The 16,598-nt window shown below is 34.1% G+C and carries 11 protein-coding genes; 3 read left to right on the plus strand and 8 right to left on the minus strand.

What is annotated here, in order from left to right; translation table 11 throughout:
- Nucleotides 1–46: 46 nt before the first annotated feature.
- The 3 genes from METVU_RS07500 (at nt 47) to METVU_RS07510 (ending at nt 2,941) form a co-directional block, all read left to right on the plus strand.
- Entirely contained in the window at nt 47–514 is a 468-nt protein-coding gene (locus tag METVU_RS07500; RefSeq protein ID WP_015733597.1) for a hypothetical protein, read from the plus strand.
- Nucleotides 515–663: 149 nt separating this feature from the next.
- Entirely contained in the window at nt 664–1,239 is a 576-nt protein-coding gene (locus tag METVU_RS07505; RefSeq protein WP_015733598.1) for a YajG family lipoprotein, read from the plus strand.
- 157 nt (nt 1,240–1,396) lie between these two features.
- Entirely contained in the window at nt 1,397–2,941 is a 1,545-nt protein-coding gene (locus METVU_RS07510) for a radical SAM protein (protein ID WP_015733599.1), read from the plus strand.
- A 170-nt stretch (nt 2,942–3,111) separates the two neighbouring features.
- Here METVU_RS07510 and METVU_RS07515 read toward each other — a convergent pair whose 3' ends face one another.
- The 8 genes from METVU_RS07515 to rpoB form a co-directional block, all read right to left on the minus strand.
- On the minus strand, nt 3,112–5,292 hold the full coding sequence (locus METVU_RS07515; RefSeq protein ID WP_015733600.1) for an elongation factor EF-2: 2,181 nt from the start codon (nt 5,290–5,292) through the stop codon (nt 3,112–3,114).
- Nucleotides 5,293–5,462: 170 nt separating this feature from the next.
- Entirely contained in the window at nt 5,463–6,038 is a 576-nt protein-coding gene (rpsG, locus tag METVU_RS07520) for a 30S ribosomal protein S7 (protein WP_015733601.1), read from the minus strand.
- A 69-nt stretch (nt 6,039–6,107) separates the two neighbouring features.
- Nucleotides 6,108–6,554: a 30S ribosomal protein S12 gene (locus tag METVU_RS07525; RefSeq protein ID WP_015733602.1), complete on the minus strand. Its 447-nt coding sequence runs from the start codon at nt 6,552–6,554 to the stop codon at nt 6,108–6,110.
- 176 nt (nt 6,555–6,730) lie between these two features.
- Nucleotides 6,731–7,255, minus strand: a complete 525-nt coding sequence (locus tag METVU_RS07530) for a NusA-like transcription termination signal-binding factor (protein ID WP_015733603.1) — start codon at nt 7,253–7,255, stop codon at nt 6,731–6,733.
- Complete coding sequence (locus tag METVU_RS07535; RefSeq protein WP_015733604.1) at nt 7,255–7,569, minus strand: 50S ribosomal protein L30e; 315 nt, start codon at nt 7,567–7,569, stop codon at nt 7,255–7,257. Before METVU_RS07535 ends, METVU_RS07530 begins: the two co-directional genes overlap by 1 nt.
- Before the next feature lie 346 nt (nt 7,570–7,915).
- Complete coding sequence (locus METVU_RS08910; protein ID WP_015733605.1) at nt 7,916–10,315, minus strand: DNA-directed RNA polymerase subunit A''; 2,400 nt, start codon at nt 10,313–10,315, stop codon at nt 7,916–7,918.
- Nucleotides 10,316–10,478: 163 nt separating this feature from the next.
- Entirely contained in the window at nt 10,479–14,504 is a 4,026-nt protein-coding gene (locus tag METVU_RS07545) for a hypothetical protein (protein WP_153232543.1), read from the minus strand.
- A 155-nt stretch (nt 14,505–14,659) separates the two neighbouring features.
- Entirely contained in the window at nt 14,660–16,591 is a 1,932-nt protein-coding gene (gene rpoB / locus METVU_RS07550) for a DNA-directed RNA polymerase subunit B (protein ID WP_015733607.1), read from the minus strand.
- Between the last annotated feature and the right edge of the window lie 7 nt (nt 16,592–16,598).

Genomic DNA, 16,598 nt, shown 5'->3' on the forward strand with positions numbered 1-16,598 from the left:
ATTATAAATTATAAATATGGTAAAACTAAAACAATTAAGGTGAACTATGGAAAGCGGTAAATTATTCGAATACAAGACACGCAAAGCTGTGGGATTAATTATAGCGATCTTAACATTTCTTTATGGATTTTTTACCATCATCTATCTTAAAGCAGTATTTAACCTAAATGAAGAATATTTTTTAGCAATAATATTTTGTTATTTCATAGTTGCAACCATATTCTCCTACCACATCTTAAAACCCAAAAATTTAGAAGTTTATAATGACGGATTAAAAATAGGAAAAGATTTTTATAAATGGAATGAGGTAGTTGAGTTCTTTCCAACCCTGAATTCAATTCAGATCGTTGTTAAAAACAAGAAGGAAGAGACATTTAACTGGGAAACTCCTGGATTATTTAAATACAGACCACAAGTTGAATACCTTATTAAAAAAGACCTCAAACTCCTGGAATTTTTAAGGGAGAAAATAGGAGATAAAGAAAGAAAAAATAATAAAATTAGTATAAAATAAAATAAAAAATATATAAAATAAAAAAAAGGAATTGAAATTGAAGTTATAATTTTTTTAATTTTTTTGATATTATAATCTTACGTGATAATTTTATATAGGATTTTAAAAACTAAGTGAAGTGATTAATAGAAAGGGAATGAGTGATAAGAATGAAAAAACTAACCATTATACTGGCAGTTATTTTAACTGTATCACTGTGCGGATGCGAACATCCTTCAAACACAAAAAACATAACCTCACAAATAGAAAAAACAAACAATTCCCTGCTTTTGACACACAACAAAACCAATTTGACCAAAACAAAAGATCACATAAATAATAGCAACATTAGCAAGATAACTTACGACTTTTCAAAAAAAATAGAACTCAATAGTATGTTCCTAAATTTATCATACGATAATGAAATAACGTTAGATAACAAAATAATAAAGAAATATAAAAATATCACGTTTGTGGTGAGCTCCACTCCTATCGATATGTCCTCAGCATATTTATACAACGATGTTGAAAAGTGCCAAGAAAATGATCTATTTGGGCCCTATACATATTACAAGTTTACACCTAAAAATTCAAATATGTCTATTAGCTATTGTTATTATAGAAAGATCGGAAACTACTACATACTAATTCAAACAAACAATTTAAATTCTAATGTTAACCACCTGTGGGAGGACTGGACAAAACATATCCTCTCCCTATTTGAAGAATACAATAATACACATTAAAAAATTTTAGGACTTAGATTTAAAGTTGTTGCATCAAAAAATCAATATAAGATAAAAATAAAATAAAAAAATATATAAAAATAAAATCCCCTCAGAGCTCATACGGCTCATCACAATAAAAAGGATCAGCAGATCAAATTCATCATCAGGGATCTTTATGATAGAAAAGGCATTAATAATCGACGGATACACAGATGAACCTGCAGGGCTTGGAGTTCCACCATATCTCGGAACCTATCCAAGATATGCATATGGGATATTATCCCTCCATAAAGTTAGGACAAACTACATAACAATAGATGAATTTAGAAAGATAAGAGGAAAGATCGATCTAAATAAATATGATGCAGTGATTTGTATATGTGGATTTCATACACCCGGAAAGTATTTAAATGCTGAGCCCGCAACATTAAGAGAATTTGCCTCAATACTATATAAATATGACGGAATAAAAATATTGGGAGGGCCTGCTGCAACAAAATACGGATCTTCACAGATTGGAGGGAGGATAGAAGATGAAACCAAATATAAAAAATTTTTTGATGTGGTTATAGAGGGAGATATTGATGCAGTTTTAAACGATCTTTTGACTGAAAAAAGTATTGAAAAAATAGATACTAAAAGATATAGAAGTAGTTATGAAGAGTTAAAAGATATAGCAATTAGAGGAGCAAAGTTAGTAAAACAACATCCAAAATATCCGAACATAATTGTAGAAGTAGAAACATATAGAGGATGTTCAAGAGTTTTAAGTGGGGGATGTAGTTTTTGCACCGAACCAAGAAGATTCGGCTCTCCAAAATTTAGAAATGAAGAAGATATTGTAAAAGAAATCCATGCCTTGTGGAATGAAGGAATTAAATATTTTAGAATAGGAAGGCAACCATGTATCTTTTCATATAAAGCAGTGGATTCTGAAAAAGAAGAAGTTCCTACCCCAAATGTTAAAGCAATTGAAAAACTGTTTAAAGGAATTAGAAACGTGTCAGATCCAAAGGTCTTGCATGTAGATAACGCTAATCCCGCAGTTATTGCAAGACATGAGGAAGAAAGCAAAGAGGTTGCTAAGATATTGGTCAAATACTGCACATCCGGCAATGTTGCTGCCTTTGGGGTAGAGAGTTTTGATGAAAAAGTTATTAAAGTCAACAACCTATTAACTACACCAGAGGATGTTTTAAAAGCAGTGGAAATCATCAACAAAATTGGAGGACATAGAGGAGAAAGTGGACTTCCATATTTACTACCAGGAATAAATCTTTTATTTGGATTAAAAGGAGAAAGAAAAGAGACATTTCAAATAAACTTTGAATATCTTAAAAAAATTTACGATATGGGCTTTATGTTAAGAAGAATCAATATAAGACAAGTGGTTCCTTTTTTTGGAACTGAAATTACTATAAAGGATATAAAAAAAGCTGAAAAAAGAAAAAAACTATTTTTATGGTTCAAAGAGAAAGTCAGAGAGGAGATAGATAATAGAATGTTAAAAAGAGTAGCTCCAAAAGGAGTAATTTTAAGGGATGTGTTAGTTGAAGTTAAAGAAAAAGATGGGTTATATTTTGGAAGACAGTTTGGAAGTTATCCCTTATTGATTGGAATTCTTGAAAAAAATTTGGAAGTTGGAACGTTTGTAGATGTAAAAGTTGTTGACTATGGAAGGAGATCAATAACAGGAGTTGTAGTTAAAAACAATAAATAAAAAAGAATATATCCTTTTTTCAAATTTAAAGTTAAGATGTTCCCCCCATATCCTACCCTCTCTCATCCTTGGCTCCGCCACGTCGAGAGCGTGGGCCGTGGGGGGATAAAAATAGTTTGAATTTTTAAATAATAAATAATAAATAAGGATAGCATAAAAGTTTAAGGAATTTATTCTAATTTAAGTCCTTTTCTTTCTCTAATTTGTTTAATTAATTGTTCTTGCATATCTCTTGGAACTTTTTCATAACCAGCAAACTCAATACTCCAGAGACATCTACCCTGTGTAGCCCCTCTAATAGCTCCAGCAAATCCAAACATCTCTGAAACTGGACATTTCGCTTTTATAATTGCCATATCTCCTTCCTGTTCCATATCTAATATTTGTCCTCTTCTGTTGCTGATCTCTCTCATCGCTGCTCCCATGAAGTCCTGTGGAGTGTTGATATAGACGAATTGCATTGGCTCTAATAACACAGGTTTTGCCTGCATCATTGCATCTCTAACCCCAAACCTTGCAGCTGGGATCATTTGTGCTGGACCCCTGTGAATTGCATCCTCGTGTAAGACAGCATCCATCAACTTAACTTTAACTCCTTGACACTTCTCTGCTGCCAAAGGCCCGTTTTTCATTGCCTCCTTAAATCCTTGTATAATTAATTCTTTAACTTCATCTAAATGGACAATACCTCTTGTCATATTAACTAAAACGTTTCCTTCATAGATACACATTACTCTCTTTGCCTCTTCTGGATCCATTCCTGCCTTAATTAATTCTTGGACAATCTTGTCATCTAATTTTCTCTTTGTATCAACATCTGGGATTTTACCCTCTTTATATGCTTTTAAGACCCCTTCTTCTAATGGTTCAACTACAAAGTAGAGTTTGTTGTGCTTGTTTGGTGACTTACTCTCAACTACTGGGGACTGTCCTGTTACTGTCTCTCTATAAACAACTATTGGTTGTCCCACTTCAACTGGAATTCCTGCATCTCTCTCAATCTTTAACTTTGTTATGATCTCAATGTGCAACTCTCCCATTCCACTTAATAAGTGTTCTCCTGTCTCTTCGTTAATCTCAACTTTGACTGTTGGATCTTCTCTTGCTACCTGTCTTAAAATTTCAATTAATTTAGGTAGATCCTTGGTGTTCTTTGCCTCGATAGCAACTGTAATAACTGGCTCACTGATGTGAGTTATTGCTTCAAATGGCTCGATTATCTTGTCTGGAGAACAGATTGTTTCTCCTGCTGATGCCTCCTTCAAACCAACTAACGCACAGATGTTTCCTGCTGAAATACTCTCTACTGGAATTCTCTCTGGACCCATAAAGACAGAGACCTGCTGAATCTTTGCCTTTTGCTGGTTAGTAACCATATAGACCTCGTCTCCTTGCTTAATTCTACCACTGAATAATCTACACACAGAAACAGCTCCAGCGTGTTTATCTACAATAATTTTGGTTATAACTCCAGCTAAAGGCCCGTTTGGATCACAGTTAAGCATTGCCTTCCCAGCTTCTGATTCCAAGTCCCCCTTCCATAGGTGTGGAATTCTGTATTTTTGTGCTTCTGGTGGGCTTGGCAAGTGTTTAATAACCATATCTAAAACAACTTCATGTAATGGAGCTCTATCAGCCAACTCATCCTGTCTATCTTCTTCACAGTATTGAATAATATCTTTGAATGTAATTCCACTTTTCTTCATGAATGGGACTGAAATTGCCCAGTTGTTGTAAGCGGAACCAAATGCAACACTTCCATCTTCTACTTTAACTAACCATTCATCCTTAAACTCTTCGGGAGCCATCTTTCTAATTAAGTTGTTTATATCATTGATTATTTTAACAAATCTATTCATTAACTCCTCTGGTGTTAATTTTAACTCGTTGATTAATCTATCTACCTTGTTGATGAAAAGAACTGGTTTAACTCTCTCCTTTAATGCTTGTCTTAAAACGGTCTCTGTTTGAGGCATAACTCCTTCAACTGCACATACGACAACTATTGCCCCATCAATAGCTCTCATTGCTCTTGTAACGTCTCCTCCAAAGTCAACGTGTCCCGGAGTGTCAATTAAGTTAATTAAATACTCTTCTCCTTCATAGTTGTGAACCATTGAGACGTTTGCAGCAAAAATTGTAATTCCTCTTTGTGCCTCTTCTTCATCAAAGTCAAGAGCCAACTGCTCTCCTGCTAATTCTTTTGAAATCATCCCTGCTCCAGCTAACAGGTTGTCTGATAATGTTGTTTTTCCATGATCAATGTGAGCACAAATTCCTATATTTCTTATTTTGTCATATTTCTCCATCAACTCTTTAATTTTCGAGATCATTTTTGCCCTTTTTCCCATATGTATTCACCTTTATTTGATGTTATTAATATTTTTTATAAATTTTTTATTTTAATATTTTAGTTGATTTTAGTTAATAATTTAGGCAATATCGGTTTGTGTGGTGTATTAAAAAGTATTTCATGTAATGATTATGCAATAAAATAATTTTGGAAAAGTATATAAAAATTTTATCTTGCTGACTGAGCAACTCTCTCTGTTTCTTCTTTCTTTCTAACTGCATAACTCTTCTGCATATCCCCTCTTGAAGCAGCGATTATCTCTTCAGCTAATGCCTCTTCAATTGGTTTCTTGCTTTTGTGAGCAGACATGTAAGCCCCAATAGCAATATTTCTTAAAGCGATGTCAATTCTTCTTAATGATGATGAATCAACGGATTGTAAATAAACGATTCCTCCATAGGAAATTCTTGTAGTATCTTCTCTTGGCCCAGCGTTTTCAATCGCATCCACTAAAACCTGTATTGGATTTTGTTTTGTTCTCTTTTCTATAATTTCAAATGCCTCTTCAACGATTTTTAATGCCTTTAATTTTTTACCTGTGTTTTCTTCTCTTCTCATAACTTTATTTACTAATCTTTCAACAATGTTCATTTTTGCTTTTTCAAACTGTCTTTTTGTGTACCTTCCTGCTGTGTGCGGAACATAGATTGGTGTTAAGTTTATGTAGTTTCTTAAACCTGGGTCTTTAACAACAACATCCTTTGTGCTCCATCTTCCAAATATCTTAATTTCATCGAGTTCCAAATTACCACCTCATCTTTAACTCTTTCAAAATTTTTGGTAAATTTAAATATAAATTTAGATATAGGGAATTTATCTTTTGATTTTCTCCTGTCTTCCTCTGACTAATTCTCTTAATGAGTTTCTACCAACCATTATAACCTTATACTTAACTCCTGGAATGTCCCCCTTAGCTCTTGGCCCTTTAGGCCCTCCAATACCCTCAATAATAACTTCATCGTGCTCGTCAATGAAGTTTATAGCGTGGTTTCCTGGACAGAAGGCAGTAACAACTCTACCGTTTTTAATTAACTGAACTCTGACACACTTTCTAATAGCTGAGTTTGGCTGTTTTGCCTCTAAACCAACTTTTTCAATAACAATTCCTCTTGCCATTGGTGCCCCTTCTAATGGGTCATACTTCTGCTTTAATTTTAAGACCCTTCTAACATAGTTGTAATCATGCCATCTACACCATTTTCTTTTCAATCTTAACTTTCTTCCAGCAAATTCTCCTCTTGGTGATTTACTTCCACTCATAAACCTTCACCTTCCTTATTTTTCTTATTATTCCTTATTATTTAATCGTTTAATGTTTTTATATCTATTTTTAATTGTGAGGTTTATTTACGTCCATTTATTTGTATTTGGTTATTGGAATTTTGTATTCAATTATTATCTTATATTATTTTTATTGTTTTATCTTTTTTTATTATTTATTGTCCATCTACTTGCTTGGTCTCGTTTTCTTGTGTTTCCTCTTTTTGTTCTTTAAAAGATCTTCTTGGTCTTCTTTTTTTAGGTTTTGGTTTCTCAACTATTACTTTTATTTTTGTAATTTTTGTATGTCTTTTTAAAATTTCTAATGCTCTTTCTAAGTTTTTTCCTTTTTCTCCAAAAATTGCTTTTCTTGATCTTGGACTGACTTTTATAAAAGCAACAACATCTTTTCCAACTCTCTTAACCCAAACATCTTCTAAGTGTATGGGGGCAAAGATATTCCTTATAAATTTTCTCCAATCATCTGAGTATTCAATGATGTCAACCTTTTTTCCAAACTTCTCCTCAGCTGTTTTAACATTTTCTCCCCCTTTCCCAATTGCCGCTCCTACATCTCCCTCCTTTACAATAAAAGCAACCCTTTCATCGTTTAATACACAGTCAAGTATCGGAACGTTAGCAATTTTTTCAAAAAATCCAATCTTCATAATTTCTTCTGTTGTTAATCTTACCTTAGCCATTATTCACCACCTTCCTTCTTCTCTACCAGCTCCATGATGTTTGAGAGCCCTTCATCTAAAACCAAAAGAGCAGCAACTGGGAAAGGTTTTCCACAAACCGCCCCTAATTCTAACGATGTTATTTTGTGTTGATAAACAGGAATGTTTGATAACTTAGCGTAGTATTTAACATCTTCCTCTATTTCACTCGGAATATTGCTGGCTAAAACCACTAATTTTCCTTCTCCGTGTTTAACAAATTTTACTGTTCTTTTAGAACCTAATACAACTTTACCAGTGTCTACCGCAGTTCTGATTGCTTTATTTACATCCATATTTCTCCCTCCTTCTCATTTTTTACTCCGGAGGGCTTTAAGGACTTTCGCATTTTTCGTGAAGCGAAAGCCCAAAAATACCCCTACCGGTAATTACATTATTTGGTTTTCGATAATAGTTATTCGATATTTATATACTTTTTGGACAGTTGAGTTAAAATTGATTTAAAAATACCAAACCCTTTTTATGCTCTAAAACGTTTTAGTTTTAAATTTTAAAAGATTCGGTCAGAGGGTAATTTCTCATCATAACTCAGCACATCGATGTCTCATCATCCCTTAAAAATAGTGAGGGGATTTAAAAGATACTCTCCCTAAACTCTTATCATCTTTTAATATAAAAACTTTACTCTTCCTCTTTATTTTTGCCTTCTTCATAGTCCCTGTCTATCATTAAATCAACACATCCTGTTCCTAAGTATATCGGTTTCCCAACAATAACGTTTTCTATAACTCCTTTTAACTTATCCACATCCCCCCTTTCAGCTGAGGCATAGAGATGTTTAACCGTCTCCTCGAATGCCGCTCTTGCTAAGACAGAACCTTTCTCTCCAGCAACTCCATGTCTTCCTATTGGTTTAACCTCTCCATCAGCAGTCATAATATCTGCAACTAACATTAAGTGCCTTACATCTACCTCTAAACCCTGCTGCTCTAATGTGTTTCTCATCTCATTAATTATAGCATTTCTCGCTGCCTCTATACCCAATACTTCCTGAATTTCAATAATATTGTTTGTTGTGGTTCTTGTTGTATCTACTCCTTCAATTTTAAAGACCTCTCTCAAATTAGATCCCTGTGAATATAGAACATACTCTTCTTTGCCATCTCTTTCCTCTTTTTTAACCAAGACCCTCTCAATTCCTGGTATCCCTTTTAATTGTATGTTTTTGATCTTTGGGATTCTTTTTCTAAGTGCCTTTATTGAAGGTGTTTTTATTTTCAAGTATAAGGTGGATCCTTCAACGTCAATCTTAACTTTTAGCTTTTTCTTAATGGCTTCTACAACATTTTCAATAGTTAAGCCCCTATCGGCTAATCTCTCTTCATCTAACTCAACTTTTATTGATTGAGTCCAAAGATCTATACTTATACTCTCAGCAATATTTCCTAAGGTTAAGCTTTCAATTTCTTTCGCTATTTGTTCAGCTTTTTCTCTGTTATTGTATTCTTCTTTTAGATGTATAGTCATAATTGGTGTCGATGGCTCTTTTCTTGCATCCACAATCTCGATCATCCTTGGTAAACCCAAGGTAACGTTAATCTCCGCAACCCCTGCATAGTGGAAGGTTCTCATTGTGTTGTGCGTTAAGATTCCTTCAAATGTGGTAAATGTTTCTAAACCCTCAACACTTATATCATAAACATATTTTTTATCATAATCTATCTCTTCAATCTTAACAATCTCATCCCAAACAACATCACTCTCAACTGCCTTCTTTAATAACCAATACTCCTTTAAAGCCAAAATATTTATTCCTCTCTTAACTGCCAATTCCTCTATTCTTCTAAGGTGTCTTTGTAATATGCTTCTTCTAATTTCCTGCTTTCTTTCAAATTTCTTTAAAATTATTTCTGGATAATTAACTTTTTCTCCTAACTTAGTTAGTGCATTTCCAATGGAAGGGATCATATCAATTGAATCATGAATATACCTTTTATTATCTAATTTATTTATCAACTGGCTTAATTCATTATTTTTCTCTTCATCTGAAAATCCAATTTCTTCATAAAACTTTTTTATATAAGGTTTTGGTATTTCAACGATAAACTCTTCTTTTTTACTGTTGGATTTTTTATGTCTTTTTATAGTGTATATGGCAAATCTCGCTAACAATAATGAGATTCCATTAGCAACCTCTTTTGAATCTGAAGAAATCATTATTTTTCCTAATTTAGTGTCTACAATTGCATTTTCATCAAAATATCCTTTAAGAAACCCTCTAACAAAGTCCCTGTTGCCTCCAAGTGCAAAGTCGGGTATCTTTTTAGATTGTGAAGCGAAGTAAGACATAATTGCACTATTATCCAACTTGTTCTTGGCTAAACAAACACCTATGTGGTATCCAAGATTATAATCTAAGATTATTGTTGAATTATTCTTAATATCTGATTCGTATAGATCTATTGCTTCAACACAGTTTGCTGGAACATGTTTTACGACCGGAAGTTTATCTCCAACTTTCAACTCACTACCCTTAACTGGTATTATCTTGTTGTCTTTTCTTATAACAAATGAATGATAAGGTGTTGCAGTTATCTCCCTACCTGATTTTGTTTTTATTTTAATTAATTTTCCATTAGGTTTATGTCTTATACAACTGATTATCCTCTTCCAATGAACTTTTTCATCTTGATCTAAACTTAGGGCATATATCTCAATCGGCAAATCACAAACCTCACTTTCTCCAATCTTTTCAACTCCAAACTTCTCAATCATGTCATCAACTAATTTCCCAATTTCAATCGCTCTAATATAATCCCCTTCTTTGATTATAATTTTCTCTTCATACGGTAAAGACATCTGTGTTCCCGGTTCTCCAATGGATTGGGCAGCAACGATTCCCACTGCTTCATATGGCTCAACTAACGCATTTTCATAGGCCTTAACTACCTCATATATGATTTCCTCTACCATTTCATCCGTTATTTCCCTATCTTTTGAAAGTTTTTCAAACAATTCATCTTTTAAGGATTTTGGCAGATTTAAACTGTCTATTTTCTTTCTGAGTGCTTCGATGTCCATGCGCCTCACCTGTTTTTCAAGTTCGATATGTTATGTTATTCTCCTTCTTTCTGTCAGTCCATCAATCATCTTAATTAAAAAAAGTTTTAAAGAGTTTAATTCAAAATCTCAATCCAAATAAATATCCATGAATGTTTAAATCAAGTATTTACCAGTTTATTGGCTATTTATTGTATCTCATTTTAACCTTGTCAATTATCCTGCTTATGTTAACTGCCTTTCCTCTATCTGCAAGTGTTGGATCTACACCATCTTCTCCATATTTAAATTGAATCATGATTCCTCTTGAGTCCCTAACCGTCTCATCAAACTCTGTTTTTAAGTCCTGTAAGGCATTAATTAGTCGTCTCTGCATATATCCTGACTGAGCAGTTCTAACCGCCTGATCGACTAAACCTTCTCTTCCCCCCATAGCATGGAAGAAAAACTCTGTTGGGCTTAATCCTTTTTTATAACTACTTCTAACAAATCCGTGAGATCTTGCTCCTAAGTCCCCTTTTTCAAAGTGAGGTAGGACTCTTCCTCTGTATCCTCTAAATATCCTTCTTCCTCTAACTGACTGCTGACCTAAACATGCAGCCATCTGTGTTAAGTTTAAAATATTACCTCTCGCCCCAGTAAGTGCCATAATAACTGCATGGTTGTCCATCCCTAAGTGTTTTTCAGCTATTTTTCCTGCCTTATCTCTTGCCTCTCTTAAAACATTGTTTATGTGTGCCTCTCTTGATTCCTCCAAGTCAAGACCCGGAAGTAATTCAAGTTCCCCTCTTTTGTATTTTTCAATTATCTCATTAACTTTCTCTTCCGCCTCATCTAAAACTTTTTCAATCTCTTTTAATGCTTCCTCTGGCAGATCCTCATCATCAATGCCTGTTGTAAATCCTCTCAACATTATTGCTCTTATTGCCATCTTTGTAGATGAATCAAGGAATTTTCTTCCAGCTTCTGGGCCAAACTCTTTAACGATTGTATGCAATATCAAACCTGCTTCTGATCCATAACCGTTTTTATCGATAACTCCTTTAATTAACTCTCCATCTTTTATTACAACATAGGCATCATATTCGCAGTTTTCTTTTTTACAGACATCACATTTTTTACAGATCTTTGCCTTATACCTCAAATTCAATCCTTTTGGTAGTGCTTTGCTGAATATTTTCTTGCCAGAGTATAGTGGGATACCATTCTCCACCTTATCCGGCTCCCATAACTCATCCTTTATTCCTCCACTTCTTAAAATGAGGGTTGCTTCATCCTTTGTAAAGTAGTTTGAGGTTAAGAGATAAGCTCCTGAGATGAAGTCGTGTATAGCTCCAATTATTGGCCCTCCAAATCTTGGAGAGAGAATGTGTTTTTCCACAAGCATTAATGCCTCTGCCTCTGCTCTTGCCTCTTCTGACTGTGGAACGTGTAAGTTCATCTCGTCTCCGTCGAAGTCAGCGTTGTAGGGCGGGCAATTTCCTGTTAAAAAGCCGTTTGCAATGAAATTGTGTGTCTCTGAAGTTGTAGTTATGTCATAGACATAATCTACTTTTGTTTCTTCAATACTTACAATTTTTTCTTTTACAAATCCATTCTTAAGGCATTTCTCTTTTATAAACTCATCAAAAGTAATAAATTTGGTGTTATTTTCTAACTTCTTAATGTTTCTGTCTTTTAGATATTTCTCTTTTGTAAGGAGGTATTCATAGGCATATCTTGCTAATGTTTCTTTTTTGTTAGCGTAGGTATAGCCAATTCTTCCAAAGAATTCTTTATGGTTGTATATTGAAGCGACATAAACTTTTGTTTTATATCCATCTTTTCTTAGGTTGCCTTCTTCAACCCTAACCTTTAATTCAATACCAAATTCTTTTAACATCTCTTTAATGTCTTTAATGAATCTATCTTCATCAAATATCTCTTCAATCTTAGCTATTTTAAACGTTAGCTCTTTAAACGAAGTTCCATGATTTCTAATTTTTGGGGTTGTTAATTCAGAACCGAAGTAGGCCGATAAAAACTCTTTCTTTATATACTTTGGAGCAGTTTTAATCCAATTTGGAATGCCATACATCTTTTTAGTTTTATCTCCATCTACACAACCAAGTGCTTTTAATAGTATGCATAACGATTTTTTCCTAACTTCAAAGCTATAACATTTACCTTTAATTATTCTTTTTCTGCCGTTGTAATCTGTTATTTCAGTTTCTCCTTCATGTAATTTTATCTCCTCTCCATCATAACCCAATTCTTTTAAGTCCTCTTTTATTGTTTTTAAATCCTCAATATCTCCTCTAAATACAACTCTTGAATTTTTATTGTTTATTATTAAAGAACCATCTCCCATTACATGTCCAACAATCCTTGCTAAGATTGATGCCTTTTGGTCGTTGTATGTCAAAGGAATTAACTTCCTATCTTTTAGCTCATTAATAACTTTGTTTTTGTAAGTTCCTCCAATGTCATCAATTACCTTCTTGATTTTTTCTTCATTAACTATTACTCTATTATCGTCTTCAAACATTGGGAAGTCATTTGGATAGATTATAAGTTCATCATCAACTTTTAAATCCCCACATCTCTTTTTGCCATTTGTTGTATAGAATGGATGGTCTTCTGTTGCTATAATTTCTCTTCCAAGTTCTGTTTTTATTTTGTAAATCTTCTTTCCATACTCATCTGCTTTTAATTTCCAATAGTTGCTTAATGCTGTTAATTTTGGATTTAAATTATCTGAAGTTAAAACTTTGACATCTTTCCATTTATCTTCTAAGTCCTTAATTTTAATTAATTTTCCATCTAACAACACAGTAGTGTCTCCATCAACACATACACAGAGATTGTGCCTAAATGTCCTGTATGGAAGAACTCTAACTCTATGGGCCATGATAGACATTCTGTGTAGAGATGGTTGTCTGTTGTATAGGACAATATCTCCATCCATCAAATGCCTTTCAACTATATCTCCTTCTTTTATATTTTCAGCCCAGAATTCTTTATTTCCTTCTGTTACTTTGACTTTATACTCTTGTTCTGTTCCATCCCTACCGATCATTTTTCTTATAACATAATTAACTCCTGGATGTTTCTCTGATCCATTTCTAAGGAGTTTTCTAATTCTCTCAATGTTGTATTTTGTTACTTTCTCTGGAACAGTTAATTCTTTTGCAATTATTTCCGGAACTCCCACTTCGTTAACACTGAGACATGGATCTGGGGATATAACAGTTCTTGATGAAAAGTTAACTCTTTTACCAGCTAAGTTGTATCTAAATCTTCCTTCTTTACCTTTCAATCTCTGAGCTAAGGTTTTTAATGGCCTTCCGCTTCTGTGTTTGGCTGGTGGTATTCCGGGAGCTTCGTTGTCAAAGTACGTGTTAATGTGATACTGCAAAAGATTCCACAAGTCCTCAATAATCAAATTCGGAGCTCCTCCTTCGATATTTTCTTCTAATCTATTGTTTATCCTAATAATATCTACTAACTTGTGTGTTAAATCATCTTCGCTCCTCTCTCCTGTGTCTAAGGTTATAGATGGTCTTACAGTTACAGGAGGAACTGGTAGAACTGTGAGAACCATCCACTCTGGTCTTGCAACCTCTGGATTTATTCCAAGTAGAATACAGTCCTCATCGGGGATTTTTTCTAATATTTCCCTTACATCTGAAGGGGTTAGTGTTTTTTCTTCATTTCCATCTATTTTATAGTATGTTGTTGGCTTTTCAAATTTTATATCATATTTCATCTCTCCACAGTGAGGGCAGACGGTTATTTTTGATGCCTCTTTATAAACCTCCTCACAGACCTCCCACTTATTTCCACCATCTCTCTCTAATTTTTCCATTTTTTCTAAGATCTCTTTTCTTTTGGTCTCGCTTATTGCCACTCTACCACAGTGTGGACAAACTGCCTTTAATATTTTATAAATTGTTTTAGCAAATCCTATATGTATTACTGGCTTAGCTAACTCAATATGCCCAAAATGTCCCGGACATTCTCCAATTCTTCCTCCACATGTTTTACAAACCAAACCAGGGTCTATAACTCCCAATCGTGGATCCATAAGCCCTCCGTCTATTGGATATCCGTCCTCATCGTAGGTATCTGGTGTAACGATCTTTGCAACAGACATTTGTCTAATGTAATCTGGAGATAATAGCCCGAACATCATCTCTCCGATCTCTTTAGGAATTTCATATTTCTCCATAATCATCACCAGGCCTTAATTTTCACTTATAAATTTATTTATTAACTTATTGGTTTATGATTAATTTATGATTTGTATGATTTAACCTGTGAGAATTTGAAATTCAAATAAAAGTTATAAGGTAGAAATAAAGATCATTACTTGCTTATTGCTTGTTATTGTTTATTTTCTTCTTTAATCTCACTCTTTTTTTCTTTTTCTTTTTCTAATTTATTAATAAAGTCCTCAAAATCCTCTAATTCTACTTTATCCTTAACTTTCATTCGAGGAAGTATGCACATACTTTTTAATTCATCCAATAGCAACTTAAATGCATAAGGTATCCTGACAAATGGAATTTTTTTGGAATTATATAGATTTTCAATCTCACCACAGATTGGACAATATTTTAACCCTCTTCTATAATCTAAGATAGCAAAGTCCCCACATTTAGAACATATACAAATATCATATGGATCTGATTCGTCCATAAGTCGCTCTTTTAATAGCATGGCTGCTCCATGTCCTATCAGAACATCTCTCTCCATCTCTCCAAATCTTAAACCCCCTTCTCTCGCTCTTCCTTCTGTTGGTTGCCTTGTTAGCACTTGAACTGGCCCCCTACTTCTTGCATGTATCTTTCCAGCAACTAAGTGATGTAGTTTCTGATAGTAAGCCACACCAATGTAGATCTCAACTTCAAACTTCTTTCCAGTTTTTCCGTCATACATTACTTCTTTACCATGAGATTCAAATCCTAATGCCTCTAAGGCCTTTCTTAGATCCCACTCCGTTTCTCCTGTAAATATCGTTCCATCAATTCTTCTTCCTTCTAATGATCCAACTTTTCCTCCGAGCATTTCCAATAACTGCCCGACAGTCATTCTTGATGGAATTGCGTGTGGGTTTATAATAATGTCAGGAACAATTCCACTTTCTGTAAATGGGAGATCTTCCTGTGGAACTGTAAGTCCAATAACCCCCTTCTGCCCATGTCTTGAAGCGAACTTATCTCCTAACTCTGGAACTCTGAGATCTCTAACTTTAACCTTAACTAACCTATTTCCCTCTTTTGTTTCAGTTAGAATTACTTTATCCACATACCCTTCTTCTCCATGTCTAACAACAATCGATGAGTCCCTTCTTTGTGGTTTTACCTGTATTGTTATTTCGTGCTCTTCCAAGAATCGTGGAGGAGAGGTTTTACCTACAATCACATCTCCTCCTTTTACATGTGATTCAACTGCAACAATTCCATCTTCTTCTAAATGCCTATAACACTCCTCAGATCTGTATCCTCTAACCCCTTTATCTGGAACTTCAAATCTATCCATCTGTCCTCCAGGGTATCTTCTCTCACATGTATCATAGGTTCTAAAAAACGTACTTCTACCTAAACCTCTGTCAATTGCTGATTTATTAAAGATTATTGCATCTTCCATGTTGTATCCTTCATAACTCATAATGGCCACAACGAAGTTTTGTCCTGCTGGCCTTTTATCAAAACCTAAGATTTCTTGATGCTTAGTTCTAACAATTGGAACTTGTGGGTAGTGGAGATAATGTCCTCTTGTGTCTAATCTCCACTTTATATTGCTCATTGGTATTCCTAATGATTGTTTACCCATTGCCGCAGCCATCGTAATTCTTGGAGCAGAGTTATGCTCTGGATAAGGAGCAACCCCTGCACCGATACCTAATATTGTTAGTGGATCTATCTCTAAGTGTGTATGTTTTTCTGTCAATTCCTCTTCTGAAAGTGCAATATATGCGTTTTCTTCTTCTTCTGCATCCAAATACTCTATAACTCCTTCTTTAACTAAGTCAGAGAAAGTTATTTCTCCTTTTTTTAATTTTTCAATATGCTCTTGTGTTAGTTTTGGCTTTCCATTCTCTACTACAATTAACGGTCTAACTATCCTCCCAGCATCCGTGTTTATGTGTATATCGTTGCTTTCTTCGTTATATGCAACAGTTGTATTTTGTGGAAGTTCTCCTTGCCTTCTTCTTTCTCTCAAATAATTTACGAGTTCTTCTGGTTTTTCAGTAGTTCCAACTAATTTACCATTAACATAGATGTTAGCTTCCCTTGATACCAAGTTTTTCACCTAAAAA

This window comes from Methanocaldococcus vulcanius M7, from assembly GCF_000024625.1.
Lineage (GTDB): Archaea > AGJL01 > Methanococci > Methanococcales > Methanocaldococcaceae > Methanocaldococcus > Methanocaldococcus vulcanius.